This is a genomic window from Methanocella sp. MCL-LM (genome assembly GCF_049676595.1).
Taxonomy (GTDB): Archaea; Halobacteriota; Methanocellia; order Methanocellales; family Methanocellaceae; genus Methanocella_A.
The window spans coordinates 55,712-75,011 of sequence record NZ_CP187259.1 but is presented as its reverse complement, the minus strand read 5'-3'; the positions used below and the strand labels follow the sequence as shown (position 1 = coordinate 75,011).

Sequence of the window (19,300 nt, the reverse complement as noted above, 5' to 3'; positions counted from 1 at the left end):
AATATTCCTGTGAGGTCCACGGGCCAGCACAGCGCAGCGTTAGTCCACATTCACAGGCTTTTAGATCGACATGGCCGGCAGGCTCTCAGCTTCACATGACCGCCCTGAAGACGTCGGTCCTGACCTTCTTGGTCTCGATGTTATCCCCGGACAGCAGGCACTCGATCTGGCCGAGCTCGCCCTGGGGCACGGTGATCGTCAGCTCTCCGTTGACTGTCTCGCCCTCTGCGATACTATGCAGCTCTACTGTCCGCTCGGGAGGCCAGATGCTGGTTTCTCCCTGGTCGGGGGCCAGGACCCTGAAGCGCAGCACCAGGCCGGTAGCAGTCCCGGGGCCGGCGTTTTCGACTCTGTACTGAGTCTTGAAGTAGACGTTGTCACTGTCGGCTTTAACCGAAGTGGCGGTCACGTGCAAGCCCAGGATCGGCGACCTCTCCAGGGGGACCACCCTGGCGGTGAGGCCGCGCAGCTCGTCCGGCTGCTCTCCGATTTTCCAGTCGCCTGAAGAAGTCTCGCAGTAATAATAGCGCTTGCCGTTGTGCTCGTAGCTGGTCCCGTCTGCCCCCGGGACGCTGATGCCGACGGCCGAGTGGTCCGGCAGCATGAGGATGACCACGTCCATGCCCATGCTCTGGAGCAGCGCGGCGGCCAGGATGGTCTTGTCCTCGCAGTCGCCCTGCCCGTCTTTCAGCGTCTCCACAGGGTACCTCGGGTACTCCGCAATTCCCCGGGAGTCGGCGTCCCTGGCGTAGGGCAGCGACTGCACGAAGGTGAGCACGTTCATGGCGTTATCGTAGTCCGAGTAGCCCTGGCTCTCGCCCCCGCTCCTGATCCTCTCCGCCACGTCCCGCAGCGTTTCCCGGTCCTCGTCGGCCAGCGCGTAGTCCGCGTAGCTCATGCCCGGCGTCCGGGGCTTCTCCCTGAAATAGCGGTAAGCGTCCTGGGGTACTACCATCGTGAAGGCCCACCGGACGTTCTTGTACTCCCACCGGTAGGTGGGGTTGAAGATCACCTCGGGCGATGGCTCCGGGGTGGCCGTCGGAACCGGGGTCACCGGCTTCTCCATAGGTATGAAGTCCGGAGCTGTCGGCGCCGGTTTATGTGTCGGAGCTGGCGTCGAACCTGGCTCCGCAGTAGACGTTGGTCCTGCTGTCTGAAGCCCCGGCACCGATACGCAACCGGAGACGCCGGCCGCAGCCAGCGGTAAAAGAAGTATGACAATGACTAGAAGCGCCCGTCGGACTGCCGAACTCATCGGACACGCACATTGAAGTCATCTCTAATAAACTTGTCCTTTGTCTGGCTGCTTTCTCATTTGCCCTTATCGATCTTCGTGCGGTAGCCGGCGATGATCTCCCGCTTTTCCTTCGCTTCCTCGTATCTCTTCCCTTCCGCCTTCTCAGCGTTCGTGAGCGGCTTGTGCTCCTCGACATCCTCGTGCTCTACGTCGACCTTTTTCTCGATGCCCATACCACGATCTCCCCTGAGATCGACGTCGTGGGCGCATAACTAGGTTGTCCGTTCTTTCCGGGCCGGAAAATACGGGGCAGGCCCCTTTTTCATGGGTCTCTCGGACTTTGCGGCTCGGCAGGGCGGGTTGCCGGCCACTCGTCCTTCAGCATCGAGTAGATCTCTAAGTCGCGGTAGCGATCGTAGAGCAGGGCCGCCTGGCGCAGGACTCCTTCCCGGGTAAAGCCCAGCCTCTCGGGGATCGCGCGGCTGCGGTCGTTCTCCGTCACGACCCGGATTTCCACCCGGTGCAGTCCGAGGTCTTCGAAGGCTGTCGTCACCAGGGTACTGCACGCCCTGGTCATCAGTCCCCTTCCCCTGTACCGTGTGCCGATCCAGTACCCGATCTCCGCCTTCTCGTTCTCCCAGTCGATGGTGACCAGCGAGACCACTCCCGCGATCTTTCCCCGGTAGAGCAGGCCCAGAATGATCGCCTCGTCCTTCTCGTGCTGCTCCAGCGATCGGCGGATAAAAGTTGCAGTATCCTCCGGGGTAACGGTCACGTCCACCCAGGGCAGCCAGGGCCGGAGATGTTCCCGGCTGCTGTCGATGAGCTCGAAGATCTCGTGCACATCACTGGCTTCGAGTAAGCGGAGTTCGGTTTCGCCGTCGATTCTACACTGGAACATACTACCCTGTCTGTCTCACGCGCTCTCTTTAACCCTTTCGCCCGGTAAGGCTCCCTTACCGGCCTTCCTGCCCCTGATGGCAAACAGGGCCAGCAGAACGCCTATACCTGCGATGACCGCCGCGATGTTGACGAAGTAGTACAGGTCGCCGGTAATCATGTAGCTGAACAGGGAGGTGCTGAACGTCGCCCCCTCGCCGGCGATGCCGAAGGGGTTAGTATCCATCCAGTTCCAGGCCGCGTGGAAACCACAGACCCCCCAGATGCACCTGTCGTACAGGGCATACAGCGAAAGGAGTATGGCGAACGCGAACAGGAACGGGAAGACCAGCAGGCTGTCGACGTCGGCGATCAGGTGCAGCGCGGTGAAGGTCAGGGCAGACAGGCCAATCGCCACCGGCACTCCGTACTTTGCGGCTATCGCCGGCAGCTGCCAGCCCCTGAACAGGACCTCCTCGGCTGCTCCCTGGACGACGAAGCCCGCCAGGCCTGAAAGCACCAGAAGAGCCGAGATCGGCTCAATGGCCAGAGCCTGCTCTATCCGGACAGCGCCGACCGCTACCAGTAATGCCATACAGAACAGGTACAGGGCTATACCACCCGCCATGCCTGTCAGGTACTTCCCGGCGGCTCCTTTTCGACTAAAGCCCAGAGTCGACAGCGGCCTCTTCTCCCGGAGCAGCACCCACGCTGCCAGCGCGGCGATCATCAGCCCGAACGGCACGATGTAGTCCAGGTTCTGGGCCACGAACGCCATGACCAGCGAGGAGCCTGCCAGGCTCTCCGGCATCACGGCCTTAAAGATCAGGCCGCCGATCACCGAGAACGCGATGACGATCATAAGCGGAAGTAACAGCAGAGTTACGATATGCGGCGGCTTCCTGGACTTACAGGCCCCGGCCACCAGGGGATTATCAGGGCTGAAAGCGCCCCGGGTCGACGCAGATATGGGAATCCTCTCCGGGACAATTATTAGAAAAGGATGGCCTTATGGATTATGGTCTGGAGCTACCCGCACTCGTACTCGAACGCGTCTTTGCGGCAGAAGGACCTGAAGAGCTTCTCCACGATCTCCGAGTCCCTGCCCCGGAAGTACATGCGGATGCGCCTTCTGGTGCGTACCCAGACGATCAGGCCCCGCCGGGTTTTGCGCATCTCGCAGCACCTGATTTCCGGCCACCTCTGAAACATGCCGCCGTACAGTATGCCGGCGTCCGTGATGACGGTCGTCCCCCGCTCCCCCAGGGTCACCGCCAGCGCCGATACGAGAAAAATCCCGGCCAGGCCTGCGACCAGCAGCAGGTAAAGATAGCTCTGCTGCAGGTACCCGGGGAGCAGAAAAGTGATCTGAGAAAGGGCGATGACCAGCGCGCAGCCAGCGACGATGATCGAGGCCATAAACAGCAGCATCCGGGAAGATCGATAGCGGTGCAGCACATCCAGCATCAGGCTCTCCCGCCTGAAAAGCACCTTCCCCACAAACGTCCTCTCTTTCATACCTGCACCACTGCCTCTTACGAGCCTGCCTGCCTGCCTGCCTTCCTGTTTACCCTCCCCGTTCTCCGGGCTGATGGACCATGATGGTAGTGCACGGTGCCTCTATCAGCACACCGTGGGCGACGCTGCCCATCAGCAGCCGCTTCAGCTGCCTGCGGCCCCTGTGCCCCATCACTATGGCATCGTAGTTCCCTGTTCTGCACTCTTCGATGATGGACTCGGCCACGTTCTCGCTCACAACGGACCTTGTGTCGGCTTTTACCCCGTATTCCCCCAGGATTTCGCCGCACCGCCTGAAAAGCGCCTCCTCTCTTTCAATCCCCGGCAGCTCCAGGAGCCTGTCCTTGGTGACCATATCCGTGATGACCTCCGGAGCCGGCCTGCGCACGTGCAGCAAGGTCAAGGACGCGCCTACGGCCACCCCGATCAGGCCTGCCGTCCTGACTGCGCTGTAGCTCTGCTCCGAATCGTCCACGGGAATCAGGATTTTTTTATACACGGAAAAATTTCGGCGGGCAAAATATTATAGCTTGGCCCGCCAGATACAAAAAAAGATGCCTCGCCGGCGGGGTTCAGGCGGGCGGGTTTACTCATGGTTTGCAGGCTTATCCTTCTCAGTCTTAATGTCCGGAAGCCAACAGTGATCGCTGTAAAGCTGCCCGGAATTATCTTCTGCCCGGCCCGCCGGACGCCCGGCCCGGCACCGTATCTGGAAAAGAGGTGGCTGGCGCTTGCACCTGAAACCTGAGATCCGGATCCTCGGCATCGACGACTCGCCCCTCCTGTCCGACAGCATCCTGGTCGTCGGGGCACTGATGAGGGGAGGAGGATGGCTCGACGGCGTACTCCGCTCTTACATCGACAGAGACGGCACCAACGCGAACGAGCGCCTGGCCGCCATGATCACAGGAAGCAAGCACTACGGCCAGATCCGGATCGTCATGCTGAACGGCGTCACCTTCGGCGGCTTCAACGTCGTCGACATTCAGGAGCTACACCGGGCAACGGCACTGCCTGTCATCGCCGTCATGAGGCGGGCCCCCGATATGGCCGGCATCCGGGCGGCGCTGGACAACCTCCCCGACCCGGAACGACGGTACCAGGCCATCCTGAACGCAGGGCCTATTACAGAAGTACAGACCCCCTGGAGAGGTCACCCCGTATACATCCAGTGCAAAGGCATAGAACCCGTCGACGCGGCAGAAATCGTAGCAGCCACCGCCGTCCACAGCAGGCTGCCCGAGCCGTTACGGATGGCCCACCTGATATCTACCGGCATCGTGCTCGGGGAATCGAGCAAGCGGGCTTGAGCCGGGTGAGAACGATAACGAACGCTGCGTTGTGCGTTTCAGATTGCTCATATAACGTGAGACAGCAATACGAACGCTGCGCTGTGCCAGATCACAGATTACGACAGATGACACAGATTCCACAGATACTATTCGATAACAATGAAGGTGATTGCATGTTTATCGATTTTTATCCCATAGTAATCTGTGTCATTTGCGCAATCTGTCGTAATCTGTGATCCTGGCACAGCGCAGCGATCGTCAGCGTTCCCGTGCACAAGGATAGCTTAAAAAGGGATATGGTTTATCCGGCTCTATTCGCTAAACCACTTCTGGGTCTTGCCATAGTACAGCAGGTAAACCGGCAGCAGCGCCAGCGGCGTGAGCAGGATTGCGGCGGGGCTGTCTATGCCTGTCGTGAGCAGGTAGTACATGATGGTGATCGCCGATCCGGCTATCATGCTGGCGGTGACGATCGAGATGACGGCGCCGATGTTGTTGAGCATCTCCATGCGGCTGTGCTTCGCCATCGCTCTGGTTCCCATGCCTTTCAGCTCCTCGAGCTGCTCGGGTGTCAGGTTCTCCCGGTCGATGAACTCGGATAGCTCTACCAGGAGCGGCACGATCTCCTCCGGAGTCTTCGCGTTCCTGATATCCTTAAACACCATGTCCACTTTGTCTTCTATCTTTTCCTTGGTCAAGTTGTCCAGGAGGTTCATCACTAGCCTATTAGAATAAAACATATAAAAGCATATTGTTACAAAAATTTACTTATATCGGTTTATAAACCCGGTAACACCGGCCTGTTTTATTCACATAAATTGTTTATTATACAGCCAACCGGGTTCACAATTATTTATACATGGCAGGCCATTTATGTATGATTTCTATGTCAGACGTGGCTAGTAAAATTTTGCTCATCGTGCTGGACGGGGCGTCAGATCGTCCTGTCAACGGCACTACTCCGCTCGCCCATGCGGTCACTCCTAACATGGATGCGCTCGCTTTCGGCGGCATCAGCGGTATCATGGACACGATCGCTCCGGGCATCCGGCCGGGCTCGGACACCTCTCACCTGGCCATCCTCGGGTACGACCCATACAAGTACTACACAGGCAGGGGCCCCTTCGAGGCCGCCGGGGTGGGCATCGAGGTCAAGGGCGGGGATATCGCTTTCAGGTGTAATTTTGCTACCGTAGAGGGCGGCAAAGTGACTGATCGCAGAGCCGGCCGCATCGAGGACACGGACGAGCTGGCGAAAGCCATCAACGAGAAGGTCAAAGTGCCGGGCGTCGAGGTCATCTTCAAGCGCTCTACCGGCCACCGTGCTGCTTTAGTGCTCCGGGGTAAAGGGCTCTCCGCCGCGATCACGGACACCGACCCGAAGAAAGAGGGCCTGCCCGTCAAGGAGTGCCATGCGACCGACGACTCGCCCGAGGCGAAGCGGACGGCTGAAATTGTGAACAGCGTCTCGAAGCAGGTGCTGGAAGCCATCGACCAGAGCCCGGTCAACGTCGAGCGCCGCAAAAAGGGCCTGCCGGCAGGCAACGTCATCCTCATCAGGGGAGCCGGGGAAGTGCCTCACATACCGCCTTTCCCCGAGAAGCACGGCATGAAAGCAGCAGTAGTGGCCAACGCCGGCCTGATTATCGGGATAGGCAAGATGTGCGGCCTGGAGCACCTCACCGTCAGCGGCATGGAAAGCATGGAGCCTGTCAAGCGGATCGGTGTCAAGGTAAACAAGGCTCTCGAGGCGCTGCAGACCCACGACTTCGTGCTGCTGAACATCAAGGGCGCCGACGAGGCGGGCCACGACGGCAGCTTCGAGAGAAAGGTGAAGTTCCTGGAGGCGGTGGACGTTGCCTTCGAGCCGCTCAAGAGCCTGAAGGACACCCTGATCATCGTCACCGTCGACCACAGCACCCCCGTAACGCTGAAAGATCACTCCGCAGACCCCGTGCCCATCCTGATGAACGGCCCGGGCGTCAGGGTCGACGAAGTCCAGCGGTACACCGAGCTCGTCGCCCACAAGGGCGGACTGTGCCGGATCAGGGGCATGGACGTCATGAATATCGCCATGGACCTGATCAACAGGACCAAGAAGTTCGGGGCCTGAAAGCCAGAGATGTGGGGGCAAAAATAAAATTACTGCCCCTGCTTTTTTATTACGGCACCTGCACAAACTCTTCCGCCGGCGCTCCGCATATGGGACATATTTCAGGGGGCTCCTCACCCTCGTGTATGTAACCGCAGACTTTGCACATCCATTTCATCTTTTTACTGGCCTCCTTTGACTTTCCTGGCGATCATCCTGCCTGTCTCCCGGCACTGTTCCACCTGAGCTTTAGTGGCCGGGTACCTGATCTCCAGCCCGTCCAGGACTTCCATGTCTGTCTCTTTGAGCCGGGCGGTGATCTCTTTGACCGCGCCTCCCATCCAGCCGAACGAGCCGAAGCCCATGGCGATCTTCTTCTGGGGCCTGAGGCCTTTGAGGTAGTACAGGAAGCCTCCGACCGGCGGGAAGATGCCGTTGTTCAGCGTGGCGGAGCCGAGTAACACGGCTTTTGCGTCCTGTATCTCGCTGACGATCTCGCTATTCGTAGACTTGCGGATGTTGTAGAACTTCACCTCGACTCCCCCCTCGTCCATCACTCCTTCGGCGAGCAGGTGAGCCATCTTCTCGGTGCTGCCCCACATGGTATCGTAGGCGATGACCACTTTGGGCCTGGCCTCGAATTTCGACCACCGGCCGTAGGCTTCGATGATCTTCCCCGGGTCAGTCCAGATGATGCCGTGATCCGGGGCGATGACCTCGGGGTTGAGGTTGAGCCCAGGCAGTTTGCCTAGCAAGCCCTGGATCAGCATCGAGAAAGGCATGAGGATGTTGGCGTAGTAGATCTTCGCGTCATCCAACGGGTCGAAGCTCGCGTCCCTGTCGAACCGTTCGGACGAGGCCACGTGCTGGCCGAAAGCGTCGCTGGACAGCAGGACTTTGTCTTCTTCCAGGTAGGTCATCATGCTGTCCGGCCAGTGCAGCATGGGTGTTTCGACGAAGCGTAGTGTCTTCTTGCCGAGGCTGAGGGTGCTGCCGGTCTTCACCGCGGTCACCGGCCACCGCTCTCCGTAGACGTCCACGATGCCCTTGCTGCCCCGTTCCCCTGAATAGACCTGTGCATTCTTCGCCACCTCCATGACGCCGGCGAACGAGCCGAAGTGGTCTCTCTCCAGGTGGTTTACGATCAGGTAGTCGATCCTGGCGGGGTCTAAGATCTCCGATATTCGCGATAGCAGCTCGTCCTTGAACGGCTCCTTGACGGTGTCGACCAGCGCCACCTTCTCGTCCACGATGAGGTAGGCGTTATATGTCGAGCCTTTTGGGGTGGTGTACCCGTGGAAGTCCCGCAAGTCCCAGTCGATGGCTCCTACCCAGTAGATACCGGGCCTGATCTCGGTCTTCATAAATAACATCCCTGCCTGCGGCAGCCAGAATGGCTCGCCGGCTAATTTCATATTACTCTTATATAATTATATATCTATCCGGCAGTGCCTATCGAAACAATTTTTTCCACAGGAGTCCATGTAGCTACTATGCAGAAACCTACACTTTATTTTGTCACCCACAACGCAGGCAAGTTCAGGGAAGCCCAGGCCCTCTTCCGGGAGCATTTCAACCTCGAGCAGATCGACATGACTTATCCGGAGCTGCAGGAGGACGACCTCTCTAAGATAGCGGCGTACGGGGCCAGGTACTGCTCTGTCGAGCTGGACAAGCCCGTCATCGTCGAGGACTCCGGGCTGTTCATCGACGCCCTGAACGGCTTCCCGGGACCCTATTCTGCATACGTCCAGCAGACCCTCGGCAACAAGGGCATTCTCAAGCTGATGGAGGGCGTGAAAGGCCGCAGGGCGGAGTTCCGCTCCTGCGTGGCGTACTGCGCCCCCGGCGAGGAGCCCACGGTGTTCACCGGCATCTGGTGGGGCGACCTGCTGACCGAAGAGGTGGGCAAGGAAGGCTTTGGGTACGACCCGATCTTCTCCTACCGCCAGTACCCCGTAGGGGAGATGACTGTGGAGCAGAAGAACGAGGTCAGCCACAGGTGCAGAGCACTGCTGGAGTTCAGGCAGTGGTACGAGAATAAGCTGAAAACGGTCAGGTAGCCTGACAGACTCCCTGCCCGAAGGCTGTAACTGGCTAAGGTGACTCTGCGAAGCTGATCTTGAACGAGGTCCCGCGGGCAGTATCCAGCTCTAAGGTCCCGTTTAGCTGGGCTGTCAGCGATTCTACCAGCTCGAGCCCGAGGCCGCTGGCTTTCCGGGCGTCGAAGCCTGCTGGCAGGCCGATGCCGTCGTCGCCGACGAGGAGCGTCACCGTCTGATCGACTTTCCTCAAAGCCACCTTTATTTCCCCTTTTCGTCTGTCCGGGAAAGCGTATTTGAGGGCGTTGGTCACCAGCTCGTTGACGATGAGCCCGAGCGGCACGATCGAGTCGATGTCCAGCGAGATCTCCTCGATCTCCATCGTCAGGCCGATGGTGCCGGGGGCGGTGCTGTAAGATTTTAACAGGCTGGCGGTCAGGCTTCTGACGTAGTCGGCCGCGTTTATCTTCGACAGGTCCCTGGACCGGTACAGCATTTCGTGGATCATCGCCATGGTCTTAACGCGGTTCTGCGCCTCCCTGAACAGCTCGAGGTCCCTTTGATCGTGTAAGCGGCCGGACTGAAGGCTGAGCAGACTCGTGATTATCTGGAGGTTATTCTTCACCCTGTGGTTGACCTCTTTCAGCAGGACCTCTTTCTCTTTCAGCGAGGCTTTGATCTTTTCCTCTGCCCTTTTACGCTCGGTGATGTCCTCGCCGATCACCACGAAGTACTTGATGATGCCTAAGTCGTCCTTCACGGGCGATATCAGCACGGACTCCCAGTACGGTTCGCCGTTTTTGTTCCTGTTCTGGAACTCGCCCCGCCGGACTCTGCCGGTCAGGATGGTGTTCCACAGCTTCACGAAGAATGTCTGGAGGCTTTCCCCCGGCTTTAAGAAGGCCTTGTGGTTATGGCCGATAACCTCCTCCTGCGAATAGCCGGTGAGCTGGGTGAACTTGCGGTTCACGTACTCGATCTTTCCGTTCAGATCGGTGATCACGACGGCCGCCGGGCTTTGCTCCACCACCCACGACAACTGTCGCAGCCTGTCCAGGGCCTTTTTTTGCTCGGTGATGTCCTGGCCTATTCCATGCACTTTGATCGGTCTGCCACCCGTATCGTAGACCACTGAACACATGCTGTGGACATGTCTGACCGTACCATCCTTTCTGACAAGTCGGTACTCCATGTCGAAGGGCTTTATACCTTTCAAGGCCTCGCCCAGAGCGTTCTCTACCTTCGGGCGGTCAGACGGGTGTATGAAGCTCATAGAAATATCGTAGGAAGGCTCGATTTCCCCCGGGGTGACGCCGAATATCCTGTACCTTTCGGCAGACCAGACTTGCTTGCCGGTCTCCACGTCCCACACCCAGCTGCCCAGGTGGGCCAGCTTCTGGGCCTTGTGCAGGTGTTCCTCGCTCTCGTGTAGCGATAGGGTAACCTTCTCAAGCGCTTCGCAGTGGGAGCGCAGCTCTTCGTTTTGGGCTACCCGTTCCTTCTGAACCGCCTGAAGCTCTTCTTCTTTGGCGAGCAGCCGCTCTTCCAGAACTTTGTTCCGCCTGATCAGCTCGTCGAGCAGAACGTCCCTTTCGGCTGCATCGTGACGAGAGCTACCGGTACCTTCCGCCACTACGATCGAATCCCCAGTGCATGTCTATCGTTATCATAACTCTGGTAATGTTGAGTTATAACGTTTTTGTGCCTTCAATATAATTACCAAATGTATAGGCGACAGCTTTGGGCGATCCTGCAGCCGGCCGGAGCCGCTGCAGATGCACGCTAGTTAATGAGGATATTGGTGTCTCCCCGTATCCTTTCTATGAACTCCAGGCTGATCTTGGTCTTGAGCTCGTTCCTCGCCTTTATGGTAGTGACGAACCTGCCCTTGATCCATATCCTTTCCTCGTCGATATGAATGGTGATCTTGGGGCCGCTCTGCAGGTCGTGGAAGAAGTTGGGCACTTCGTCTTCGCCGAACACTTTCTGGGCCTGCTTCATGAAGGTCGAGTTCTCCGCCCAGAGAAGCTCTTCTAAAATCTTGACCGCCCGTTTGACGTCGCTTGTGGGCTTGAGGGGTATCCTGATCTCGTCGAAGATGTACCCGCTGGCTATGAGCTTGTCCTTAATCGAGTAGTCTTTAGAGTAGTTGAGGACCGGCTGATCGAGCACGAGGAGGTTGGGGATGTGGAGCAGCCGGCCGGTAAGCTCTCCGCCCATTTTCTCGTCGTCGCCCACCTCGTCCAGGATGATGTGGAACAGGCCGACGTGCCTGACGTCGCCCTTGATGGAGCCGATCCTGATGCGGTCGCCGATGTCGAAGGTACTGGACCACCGGATGACGAAGTGGCCTACGAAGCTGGCGATGTACTTCTGCAGCGCCAGCGACGCTCCTAAAGCGATGATAGTAATATAAACGCTCAGCTCCTGCCGGAAAAACGGGATGGCGAGGACGGCGACAATAGTGCCGATGACCAGGATAGAGACAATCATGTACTTGATCTGTGCCTTCAATCCCGAGCTAATCATATGTTCACCCTTTATCTACAATAGGTAACGGACGAATTTATAAATCCTTTCTTCCGGCCCGCCCGTGGCCTGGATTGCCGTTTATAATTACCGACCTGTAAGGGTAGTTATATTACGCATCGGATCGCAACCTTTTTCAAATGACGAAAGCGAAGTCGGCCTACTCTACAAGGGACTCGGTAGAGGAGGCTGTCAACGATATCGCAGGCCAGCTCCAGGGCTTCGAGACAAAGGCGCTGATCTTTTTTGCCTCGCCGCACTTCGACGAGTCCGTCAGCAGGCAGATGCAGGACGCGTTCGAGGATGCTACGGTGTTTGGCTGTACGACCGCGGGCGAAATAACCAGCGGGCAAATGCTCCGGCGCTCCGTGGTTGCCCTGGCGCTCGGCAAAGAGGTCGTGAGCGACCTGCAGGTCGCCGTCGTCGAGAACCTCCGGGACCGGGTGGACGTCCGGCCTGCTTTCCGGCAGTTCGAAGAGCACTTCAAGGCCCCGCTGAGCCATATGGACCTCCGGAAGTACGCCGGGATAGTCCTGATCGACGGCCTGAGCGGAGCCGAGGAGAGGGTCATGGACCAGATCGGCGATCTGACCGATATCACCTTCGTCGGAGGCTCGGCCGGCGACGACCTCAGGTTCGAAGCCACCCGGGTCTACGCGGGCGGGAAAGCCTACACCGATGCAGCTCTTCTGGCCCTCATGCACCTGGACGCCGGCTTCGACATAATCAAGACCCAGAGCTTCAAAGTTCTCGATAAGCGGCTGGTCGTAACCAAAGCCAACGAGGCAGCCAGAGAGGTGGCGGAGATCGACGGCAAGCCGGCAGCGCTCGCCTATGCAGAGGCGGTTGGCAGGCCCGTGGCTGAAGTACCAGACTACTTCATGCACAACCCCGTCGGCATCATGCTCCACGACGAGCCTTACGTAAGGAGCCCTCAGCGGCTGGAGAACAATAGTATCATCTTCTACTGCAACATCCCCGAGGGCATGGAAGTATCGCTGCTGGAGTCCACCCACATCATCAAGGACACGCAAGAGGTGCTGCAGGCGAGGTGTGACGAAGCAGGCCCCATAACCGGCATCATCAACTTCCACTGTGTCCTGAGGACCATGGAGCTCGAGAAGACCGGGCAGGCCGAAGCTTACGGAAAGCTGTTCGCAGGCGTGCCCACCGCCGGTTTCAGCACCTACGGCGAAGAGTACATCGGCCACCTCAACCAGACTTCGACTATGCTGGTGCTGCTGTAAAAGGCGATAAAAAAGTATGCGGGTTGCCGCTACGGCAACCTCACTATTTTTAAGCTAGCTCAGGTGATGGTCATCCTGGCGTCCAGTGCCAGGCAGCCGGTGCCCTTCTCGTAGACCTTGACCGGGTTGATGTCCAGCTCGAGGATCTCCGGGAAGTCGGTGACCAGCTGGGACAGCCTCTGCAGGAACTCGACCAGCTTCTCGATGTCCGCGGGCTTCTCACCGCGCACGCCTTCCAGCAGCTGGTGGGCCTTAATGCCGTAGATCATGCCCAGCGCATCGTGCTCCGACAGCGGGGCGACCCTGAACTGTACATCCTTCAGCACTTCGACGTAGATGCCGCCGAGGCCGAACATGAGGAGGGGGCCGAACTGCGGGTCCCGGTTCACGCCGAGGATGACCTCTTTGCCTCCGGTAGCCATCTGCTGGATGAGGACGCCCGAAATCCGGCAGTGGGGAACTGCTGCAGTGACATCCTTCATCATCTTGTTGTAGGCGTTCAGCACTGCCTCGTCGCTGTCCAGGCCTACCCGGACACCGCCGACGTCGGACTTGTGGATGATCTGCGGGGACACGATCTTCATGACCACCGGGTAGCCGAACTCCTTCGAGGCGGCTACTGCCTTGTCCGCGCTATCGACGATGCGGTATTTCAGCGTCGGGATGCCGTACGCCTCGAGGACCGGGAGAGCTTCCAGGCCAAGTACAGAGATGCCGGCGGCCCGGGCTTCGTCGATGACCCTGCGGACAGTGGCCTTGTCTACCTCGAACTGCCTGGGCTTCTCGAAGACCCGGTTGCGGATATTGTTGTACTTGGTCAGCATGCGCATGGTATACGCCGCCCGCTCCGGGGCGTTGTAGTTGAGCAGCTTGTACTTTCTGAGGACCTTTACGCCCTCATCCATGACTACGCCGCCTACGAAGCAGGGTAAAATGGGCTTGTCAGTGGTCTTCCGGGCCTTCGCGATGACTTCAGCGATGCCCACCGGATCGGTCATGGACTGCGGCGTGGCGAGGACGATGACGCCGTCTACGCCATCGTCTGCGAGCACGGTGTTAAGCGCGAACTCGTACAGCCTTGCAGAAGCGTCTCCCAGCACGTCCACGGGGTTGTAGAAGTTGGCAGCGGGAGGCAGCGTGGTCTTGAGCTTGTCCACGGTCTCGGTGGACAGCGTGGCGATCTTCAGGCCGTGCCTTTCGCAGGCATCGGTAGCGATGATGCCCGGGCCGCCGGCGTTGGTCACGATGCAGACGCGGTCGCCCTTGGGGATGGGCTGGTTGGAGAACCCGCCCGCGAGGTCGAAGAACTCGTCCATGGTCTCCGCCCTGATGACGCCGCACTGGGCGAACGCCGAATCGTACGCAGCGTCAGCCCCGGCCAGGCTGCCCGTGTGCGAAGAAGCCGCCCTGGCGCCGGCGCTGGTCCTGCCGCTCTTGATGACTACGATAGGTTTCTCTTTAGAGACTTCCCGGGCCACGTTGATAAACCGCTGGCCGTCGGTGATGCTCTCGAGGTAGGCGAGGATGATGTTGGTTTCTTTGTCGTCCCTCCACGCCTGCATGAAGTCGATCTCGTTCAGGTCGGACTTGTTGCCGAAGCTGACGAAGTTGGCGAAGCCGATGTCGGTCTTCTCGGACCAGTCCAGGATAGCGGTGCCCAGCGCGCCCGACTGGGAGATGATGGACATGTGGCCCTGGGGCGGCATTTTCTTGGCGAAAGAGGCGTTGCACCTCGAGTAAGTATTGAGGACACCCAGGCAGTTCGGCCCTACGATGCGGATTCCATAGCTCTTGGCTACTTCCTTGACTTCGTTCTCCAGCCTGGCGCCTTCGACACCGACTTCCTTGAAGCCGGCAGAGATGATGATCACGTTCTTGATGCCCTTCTCGCCGCATTCCTTGATAGCCTGGGCGACCAGTTTGGCGGGGATGACTATGACGGCCAGATCGATGCTGCCCGGCACTTCGAGCACGCTTTTATAGCACTTGACGCCCTCGATCTCAGTCGCCTTGGGATTGATCGGGTAGATCGCCCCCTTAAATTCCCCAATCAGGTTGTTGAGGACATCTCTGCCTACCTTACCTTTCTCCTGCGATGCTCCGATGACAGCAACGCTTGCCGGGTAAAACATCTTCTCTAACATTTCTATTCCGCATCCCTGAGTTTTTTATGTGACTCAATATAATTATATTATATATCTATTACACTTAAGCATCCCCGTTTAGAGGAATTTATCATTATTGACCATTGTAGATAGTGATATCTAGTAAATAACGTTTACCCTGAAACTGGATGGAAAAAAGGGGCATGCACACGAGGCATGCCGTTTATGTTGTATTTGCTGTATGCTCGAATTACGAGAAGAGCTCCGGGTGGATTGCGCGGGCGATGACCATGGCTGCGTCCGGCATCCTCGGGCCGGGGTGCATCATCACGTTGCCGTCGACCTGGATCACGTTGCCGTTCTTCACGGCCGACAGGCCCTGCATCCACGACTCGTTGCCGTTCCTGAAGTTGTCGAAGTCGCTCTGCGTCGTCATCACGTCGTCCACCGGGATGATGATGTAGTCGGGGTCCGCAGCGATGATCGCTTCGGTGCTCATGACCTTGTACTCGGTGATGTTTCCGGCCGCGTTGATGCCGCCGTCGAGCTTGATCATGTCGTCGCCGTAAGTGTTGGCGCCGTATACGTAGATCGGCTGGCCGCTCAGGTAGCCTGCCAGCAGCAGCACAGCGGGCTTCTGGCTTTCGTTCAGGCCTGCAGTCTTAGCGCTGATGTTGTCCATGCGGGCGTTGATGTCATTGACAAGCGCAGTAGCGTTGCTCTCGGTGTTGGTGACCCTGCCCATGAGCTCGATGTTCTCGACGATCATGGTCATGTTGTTGTTCTTGACCTCGACGACTTTGTAGCCCTTGTCCCTCAGGCTGGTCACAGCTTCTTCTCCGACGATATCCTCGACGAAGATCACGTCCGGGTTGATCGCCATGATCTTTTCATAGCTGACGCCGCTGTACCCGCTCACGTGGGTGATGTTCCTGGCTTCGGCCGGATAGTCGCTGTAGTCGTCCGTGCCTACGATCTTGCTCCCCAGGCCCAGCGCGAAGAGCATCTCGGTGTTCGCTGCGGAGAGCGAAACGATGCGCTCGGGCTGCTTGTCGATAGTCGTGGTCTTGCCGAAGAAGTCGGTGAACGTCAGCGGGTAACCCGCCTGCGCCGCCGGGGTGGCGGTCGGGTTCGCCGGGGTCGGCGATGGCGTGGTGCAGCCGCTCAGGGCAACGATCAGCACGCAAAGAATCGTTATAATTGTAATACGCTTCATCATCCTGATACCTCAAATTAATTTAAGTTAAATCAATTTTTCTTGTCTATTAAGTACTATCATATATATAGGTTATCGTGCAGGCTCCTGCTCCAAGTTAAGTATTTATGCCACCCCGCAGACAATAATGAAAATTACGGGGCCGTTTAGGCCCCGCGGCGGTGGCGGAAGTGAGATATTACGTTAAGGATAAAACGCTGGTCATCAAGGGAGACTTCGACGGCATCAGCACCGGGATCAACGGCGGCAGAGGCAGGGTCCGCGCAGTGATCAACCACGAGGTCGGCAAGAACTTCAACGAGCCCGATCCGATGCAGTATCTGGACAGGGTAGCCGATTCCCTCGAAGCGGAACGCCCGTACTTCGGCTTCATGACTGCCGTGCACATGACCAACCTGTGCATCGTCAGCGACCGGCTCGTCACGGCGTTCGTCACCGCGGGCATCAGCAACCCGTGCCACGACCCCGGGGTGCCCGGCACTATCAATATATTACTCGTAATCCCCGGCGACATGACGGAAGGGGCGTTGTCCAGCGCCATCATCACTGCCACCGAGGCTAAGGCCAAGGCGCTTTTCGAGCTTGGCTTCGACTTCACCGGCACCACCACGGACGCGGTCGCAGTGCTGACCGAGCCCCGGGAAACCGGCGTCTGTGAGCCTCCCCGGTACGAGTACTCGGGGACCGCTACCGAGATCGGCCAGAGCATCTACCGGTGCGTGAAGAAAGGCGTAACCGAGGGCATCAAGCGCCAGCACCGCATCGGCGAAGAAAGCGCTCTCAAGAGCCGGCTGTTCGTGCTGGCCTGCGGCGACGACGGCTTCCGCTGGATCGAGTTCCCCCCTGAGAAGCGCGGCAAGGGCGCCTGTAAATATTATCCCTGCCACTACGAAGGCCAGGACTGCACCTACTGCTTCTGCCCCCTGTACCCCTGCGAAGACCCGGAGCTCGGCGAGTGGATCATAGGCAGCAGCGGCTGCCCGGTCTGGGGCTGCAAAGACTGCACCCTGCTCCACCACCCCGAGGCAGCAAAGCACCTGGCAAAGCACCCCGAGGCACCCGTGGCCGAGCTCAAGAAGATCCTGGCGTCAAACGGCGCACAATAAGCACTTTATTTTTTACCCAACCGCGGCACAGCTCTATATCCTGACAACCGGAAATCAAATGATTGAACCACAGCGGCACAGTGACACGGAGACAGTGCGATCCACGACAAGCCAGTGGTAAATTGAACCACAGCGGCACGGCGACACAGAGACAATGACGAACCGGAAAACGCAAACTCTTTTTAGATCCACGGCGGCACGGAGACAGCCCATTAACCAAAAACGGTTTACTGCAGGTGTTTCAGAATATCATTATGATCACATGACCGGTAAACTACTATCTATAGTGATTTCCAGTTTCTCCAGCCTATTAACAATAGGCGGATTGTCTCCCCGCCGTCAGCCCGCCGTGCCGCCGTGGATCAATAAAAAAGTGTCTTATTATTCGGATACGATAGTCTCTGTGCCGCCGTGCCGCCGTGGTTTAAATAACTATCCTGCCATCGTATCCCGCACTGTCTCTGTGCCGCCGTGCCGCCGTGGTTAGAACATCTGTTTTCCAGTTGTCAGGATAAGGAGCCGTGCCGCCGTTGTGAATAGTCTGTCCACGACTATGTTCTTCGATATTTGCGGGCGCTGTCGACGACGGCCCGAGCCATCTCTGGCGTAAAATAGGCGTGGGTGTAGGTGCCGATGGCGTTGTGTTCGTACATGCCGTCGAGGCCGCCGTCGATGCCTTTGCCTCTGGCCATCCTGACGGCGAACCGGGCTTCGCCGCTGTGCTCTACGGTAGAGAAGTGGAACTCGTGGCCCCTGTACTCCATGCCCCGGGCGAACAGCGGTCCGGCTACTGCTTTTGCTTCCACGTACCCGAGGGCCTGGAGGCGGGTGGTCATCAGGGCCTTTGCGGGGAGGATGCCGGTCATGCGGTGCTCTTTGTCTGCAGTAGTGATGCTCTCGGTCAGGTACATCAGGCCGCCGCACTCGGCGTAGACGGGCATGCCGTCATCTACCGCTTTCTTCAGGTCGTCACGGCACCGGGACACTTCGAGCTTATCGGCGTGCAGCTCGGGGTATCCTCCCCCGAGGTAGACGGCGTCGACTTCCGGGAGCCTGTCCCGGGCGGGGCTGAAAAAGACCAGCTCTGCGCCTGCCTCTGTCAGCCGGTCGAAGTTGTCGGTGTAGTAGAAGCAGAAGGCCTCGTCCATGGCTACGCCTACTCTGACATCTCCTTTGCCCGCTGTCTTCCCCGACCCGTCGGCCGCCACAGGCATGTGCGACGAGCCGGCAATTTGCAGTAGCGCGCCCATGTCGCAGTACTTCTCGACAATTTCCCCCGCCTGCTTCAGGGTATCCGCCTCGTGGGCCATGTTCAGGCCCAGGTGCCTGCTTTTCAGCTGCACTGTCTTCTCGAACGGTATCCAGCCGACCGGCCTGACCTGCAGGGAGGGCTCGATCATCCGCCTGTGGCTCTCTCCCCCGACCCGGTTCAAGATCACTCCCGCCAAATCGACGGCCGGATCGAACTCCTTGAACCCCTTGACCAGGGCGCCCGCGCTGCGGGACATGGCGCCCGCATCCACCACCAGCACCACCGGCGCTTTCAGCAGTTTCGCCACGTGGGCGGTGCTGGCTATCTCCGTACCCTCCAGGCCGTCGTACATGCCCATCACGCCCTCGATGACGGCAATATCGGCGCCCCTGCTGGCGTACTCGAAGGTGTTCAGGATGCCCTGCTCGCCCATCATGAACGCGTCGAGGTTGCGGGAAGCTCTGCCGCAGATGGCGGTATGGTGGGACGGGTCGATGAAGTCCGGCCCTACTTTGAAGGGCTGTACCGAGTAGCCACGGGCAACCAGCGCAGCCATCAGGCCGCTCGCTACGGTGGTCTTGCCGCAGCCGCTATGGGTGCCTGCGACGATGATGCGGGGGATAGTCATGTCATGCCTCTTGATAGACTGTTAAAGTAAAGTTGTTGTAGTACAACTGAAGTTGGTTAAGAGGCGGGGCAATAAATATGTTGCCATAAAGAGCTGACCCTATTTTTGCAAACCTTTAAGTACCTAAAATTCTTAACTGACTAAGCGTCAGTCAATA

At 58.4% G+C, this 19,300-nt stretch carries 19 protein-coding genes; 5 read left to right on the top strand and 14 right to left on the bottom strand.

Annotated features, from left to right (window positions below):
- Positions 1-91 precede the first annotated feature (91 nt).
- The 6 genes from ACPLPM_RS00385 to ACPLPM_RS00360 all read right to left on the bottom strand — a co-directional run bounded on the left by ACPLPM_RS00385 (position 92) and on the right by ACPLPM_RS00360 (position 4,133).
- Positions 92-1,255, bottom strand: coding sequence for a hypothetical protein (locus tag ACPLPM_RS00385; RefSeq protein ID WP_424358253.1), 1,164 nt, complete (start codon positions 1,253-1,255; stop codon positions 92-94).
- 56 nt (positions 1,256-1,311) lie between these two features.
- Positions 1,312-1,470: a hypothetical protein gene (locus ACPLPM_RS00380; protein WP_424358252.1), complete on the bottom strand. Its 159-nt coding sequence runs from the start codon at positions 1,468-1,470 to the stop codon at positions 1,312-1,314.
- An 89-nt stretch (positions 1,471-1,559) separates the two neighbouring features.
- A complete protein-coding gene (locus tag ACPLPM_RS00375; protein WP_424358251.1) occupies positions 1,560-2,138 on the bottom strand; it encodes a GNAT family N-acetyltransferase in 579 nt (192 codons plus the stop codon).
- A 15-nt stretch (positions 2,139-2,153) separates the two neighbouring features.
- Positions 2,154-2,978 carry a CPBP family intramembrane glutamic endopeptidase gene (locus ACPLPM_RS00370; protein ID WP_424358250.1) on the bottom strand — a complete coding sequence of 275 codons (825 nt, stop codon included), beginning with the start codon at positions 2,976-2,978 and terminating at the stop codon, positions 2,154-2,156.
- 167 nt (positions 2,979-3,145) lie between these two features.
- Positions 3,146-3,634, bottom strand: a complete 489-nt coding sequence (locus ACPLPM_RS00365) for a hypothetical protein (RefSeq protein ID WP_424358249.1) — start codon at positions 3,632-3,634, stop codon at positions 3,146-3,148.
- 49 nt (positions 3,635-3,683) lie between these two features.
- The gene (locus ACPLPM_RS00360; RefSeq protein WP_424358248.1) at positions 3,684-4,133 is read right to left on the bottom strand and encodes a universal stress protein; all 450 of its coding nucleotides are present in this window, start codon (positions 4,131-4,133) and stop codon (positions 3,684-3,686) included.
- A 232-nt stretch (positions 4,134-4,365) separates the two neighbouring features.
- Between ACPLPM_RS00360 and ACPLPM_RS00355 the strand changes: the two genes are divergently transcribed.
- Positions 4,366-4,944 carry a DUF99 family protein gene (locus ACPLPM_RS00355; protein ID WP_424358247.1) on the top strand — a complete coding sequence of 193 codons (579 nt, stop codon included), beginning with the start codon at positions 4,366-4,368 and terminating at the stop codon, positions 4,942-4,944.
- Between the two features lie 293 nt (positions 4,945-5,237).
- Here the strand turns inward: ACPLPM_RS00355 and ACPLPM_RS00350 are convergent, their stop codons facing one another.
- The gene (locus ACPLPM_RS00350) at positions 5,238-5,642 is read right to left on the bottom strand and encodes a hypothetical protein (RefSeq protein ID WP_424358246.1); all 405 of its coding nucleotides are present in this window, start codon (positions 5,640-5,642) and stop codon (positions 5,238-5,240) included.
- Positions 5,643-5,812: 170 nt separating this feature from the next.
- Between ACPLPM_RS00350 and ACPLPM_RS00345 the strand changes: the two genes are divergently transcribed.
- The gene (locus tag ACPLPM_RS00345; protein WP_424358245.1) at positions 5,813-7,039 is read left to right on the top strand and encodes a 2,3-bisphosphoglycerate-independent phosphoglycerate mutase; all 1,227 of its coding nucleotides are present in this window, start codon (positions 5,813-5,815) and stop codon (positions 7,037-7,039) included.
- A gap of 49 nt (positions 7,040-7,088) precedes the next feature.
- Here the strand turns inward: ACPLPM_RS00345 and ACPLPM_RS00340 are convergent, their stop codons facing one another.
- Together ACPLPM_RS00340 and ACPLPM_RS00335 are read right to left on the bottom strand one after the other, a co-directional pair.
- On the bottom strand, positions 7,089-7,187 hold the full coding sequence (locus tag ACPLPM_RS00340; RefSeq protein ID WP_424360016.1) for a rubredoxin-like domain-containing protein: 99 nt from the start codon (positions 7,185-7,187) through the stop codon (positions 7,089-7,091).
- A gap of 13 nt (positions 7,188-7,200) precedes the next feature.
- Positions 7,201-8,382 (bottom strand): FprA family A-type flavoprotein, encoded by a 1,182-nt coding sequence (locus ACPLPM_RS00335; RefSeq protein WP_424358244.1) that lies wholly within the window; start codon positions 8,380-8,382, stop codon positions 7,201-7,203.
- Between the two features lie 129 nt (positions 8,383-8,511).
- Between ACPLPM_RS00335 and ACPLPM_RS00330 the strand changes: the two genes are divergently transcribed.
- A complete protein-coding gene (locus tag ACPLPM_RS00330) occupies positions 8,512-9,081 on the top strand; it encodes an XTP/dITP diphosphatase (RefSeq protein WP_424358243.1) in 570 nt (189 codons plus the stop codon).
- A 34-nt stretch (positions 9,082-9,115) separates the two neighbouring features.
- Here ACPLPM_RS00330 and ACPLPM_RS00325 read toward each other — a convergent pair whose 3' ends face one another.
- Positions 9,116-10,693 (bottom strand): PAS domain S-box protein, encoded by a 1,578-nt coding sequence (locus tag ACPLPM_RS00325; protein ID WP_424358242.1) that lies wholly within the window; start codon positions 10,691-10,693, stop codon positions 9,116-9,118.
- Positions 10,694-10,842: 149 nt separating this feature from the next.
- Positions 10,843-11,589, bottom strand: coding sequence for a mechanosensitive ion channel domain-containing protein (locus tag ACPLPM_RS00320; protein WP_424358241.1), 747 nt, complete (start codon positions 11,587-11,589; stop codon positions 10,843-10,845).
- A 140-nt stretch (positions 11,590-11,729) separates the two neighbouring features.
- Here ACPLPM_RS00320 and ACPLPM_RS00315 point away from each other — a divergent pair, with 140 nt between their 5' ends.
- Positions 11,730-12,836, top strand: a complete 1,107-nt coding sequence (locus ACPLPM_RS00315) for an FIST signal transduction protein (RefSeq protein WP_424358240.1) — start codon at positions 11,730-11,732, stop codon at positions 12,834-12,836.
- 59 nt (positions 12,837-12,895) lie between these two features.
- Here ACPLPM_RS00315 and acs read toward each other — a convergent pair whose 3' ends face one another.
- Both acs and ACPLPM_RS00305 read right to left on the bottom strand, forming a co-directional pair.
- Positions 12,896-14,980 (bottom strand): acetate--CoA ligase alpha subunit, encoded by a 2,085-nt coding sequence (acs, locus tag ACPLPM_RS00310; RefSeq protein WP_424358239.1) that lies wholly within the window; start codon positions 14,978-14,980, stop codon positions 12,896-12,898.
- Between the two features lie 211 nt (positions 14,981-15,191).
- The gene (locus tag ACPLPM_RS00305; protein ID WP_424358238.1) at positions 15,192-16,160 is read right to left on the bottom strand and encodes an ABC transporter substrate-binding protein; all 969 of its coding nucleotides are present in this window, start codon (positions 16,158-16,160) and stop codon (positions 15,192-15,194) included.
- Positions 16,161-16,327: 167 nt separating this feature from the next.
- On the opposite strand from ACPLPM_RS00305, the gene ACPLPM_RS00300 reads away from it, so the two are divergent.
- The gene (locus ACPLPM_RS00300; RefSeq protein ID WP_424358237.1) at positions 16,328-17,263 is read left to right on the top strand and encodes an adenosylcobinamide amidohydrolase; all 936 of its coding nucleotides are present in this window, start codon (positions 16,328-16,330) and stop codon (positions 17,261-17,263) included.
- A gap of 551 nt (positions 17,264-17,814) precedes the next feature.
- Here ACPLPM_RS00300 and ACPLPM_RS00295 read toward each other — a convergent pair.
- The gene (locus tag ACPLPM_RS00295) at positions 17,815-19,143 is read right to left on the bottom strand and encodes a cobyrinate a,c-diamide synthase (protein ID WP_424358236.1); all 1,329 of its coding nucleotides are present in this window, start codon (positions 19,141-19,143) and stop codon (positions 17,815-17,817) included.
- Positions 19,144-19,300 lie beyond the last annotated feature (157 nt).

Excerpts from the sequence above, each read along its gene's own strand:
- ACPLPM_RS00365 (WP_424358249.1), bottom strand. The coding sequence starts at position 3,634 with ATGAAAGAGAGGACGTTTGTGGGGAAGGTGCTTTTCAGGCGGGAGAGC.
- ACPLPM_RS00295 (WP_424358236.1), bottom strand. The coding sequence starts at position 19,143 with ATGACTATCCCCCGCATCATCGTCGCAGGCACCCATAGCGGCTGCGGC.
- ACPLPM_RS00375 (WP_424358251.1), bottom strand. The coding sequence starts at position 2,138 with ATGTTCCAGTGTAGAATCGACGGCGAAACCGAACTCCGCTTACTCGAA.
- acs (WP_424358239.1), bottom strand. The coding sequence starts at position 14,980 with ATGTTAGAGAAGATGTTTTACCCGGCAAGCGTTGCTGTCATCGGAGCA.
- ACPLPM_RS00315 (WP_424358240.1), top strand. The coding sequence starts at position 11,730 with ATGACGAAAGCGAAGTCGGCCTACTCTACAAGGGACTCGGTAGAGGAG.
- ACPLPM_RS00350 (WP_424358246.1), bottom strand. The coding sequence starts at position 5,642 with ATGAACCTCCTGGACAACTTGACCAAGGAAAAGATAGAAGACAAAGTG.
- ACPLPM_RS00305 (WP_424358238.1), bottom strand. The coding sequence starts at position 16,160 with ATGATGAAGCGTATTACAATTATAACGATTCTTTGCGTGCTGATCGTT.
- ACPLPM_RS00380 (WP_424358252.1), bottom strand. The coding sequence starts at position 1,470 with ATGGGCATCGAGAAAAAGGTCGACGTAGAGCACGAGGATGTCGAGGAG.
- ACPLPM_RS00335 (WP_424358244.1), bottom strand. The coding sequence starts at position 8,382 with ATGAAGACCGAGATCAGGCCCGGTATCTACTGGGTAGGAGCCATCGAC.
- ACPLPM_RS00385 (WP_424358253.1), bottom strand. The coding sequence starts at position 1,255 with ATGAGTTCGGCAGTCCGACGGGCGCTTCTAGTCATTGTCATACTTCTT.
- ACPLPM_RS00345 (WP_424358245.1), top strand. The coding sequence starts at position 5,813 with ATGTCAGACGTGGCTAGTAAAATTTTGCTCATCGTGCTGGACGGGGCG.
- ACPLPM_RS00340 (WP_424360016.1), bottom strand. The coding sequence starts at position 7,187 with ATGTGCAAAGTCTGCGGTTACATACACGAGGGTGAGGAGCCCCCTGAA.
- ACPLPM_RS00370 (WP_424358250.1), bottom strand. The coding sequence starts at position 2,978 with ATGATCGTCATCGCGTTCTCGGTGATCGGCGGCCTGATCTTTAAGGCC.
- ACPLPM_RS00330 (WP_424358243.1), top strand. The coding sequence starts at position 8,512 with ATGCAGAAACCTACACTTTATTTTGTCACCCACAACGCAGGCAAGTTC.
- ACPLPM_RS00320 (WP_424358241.1), bottom strand. The coding sequence starts at position 11,589 with ATGATTAGCTCGGGATTGAAGGCACAGATCAAGTACATGATTGTCTCT.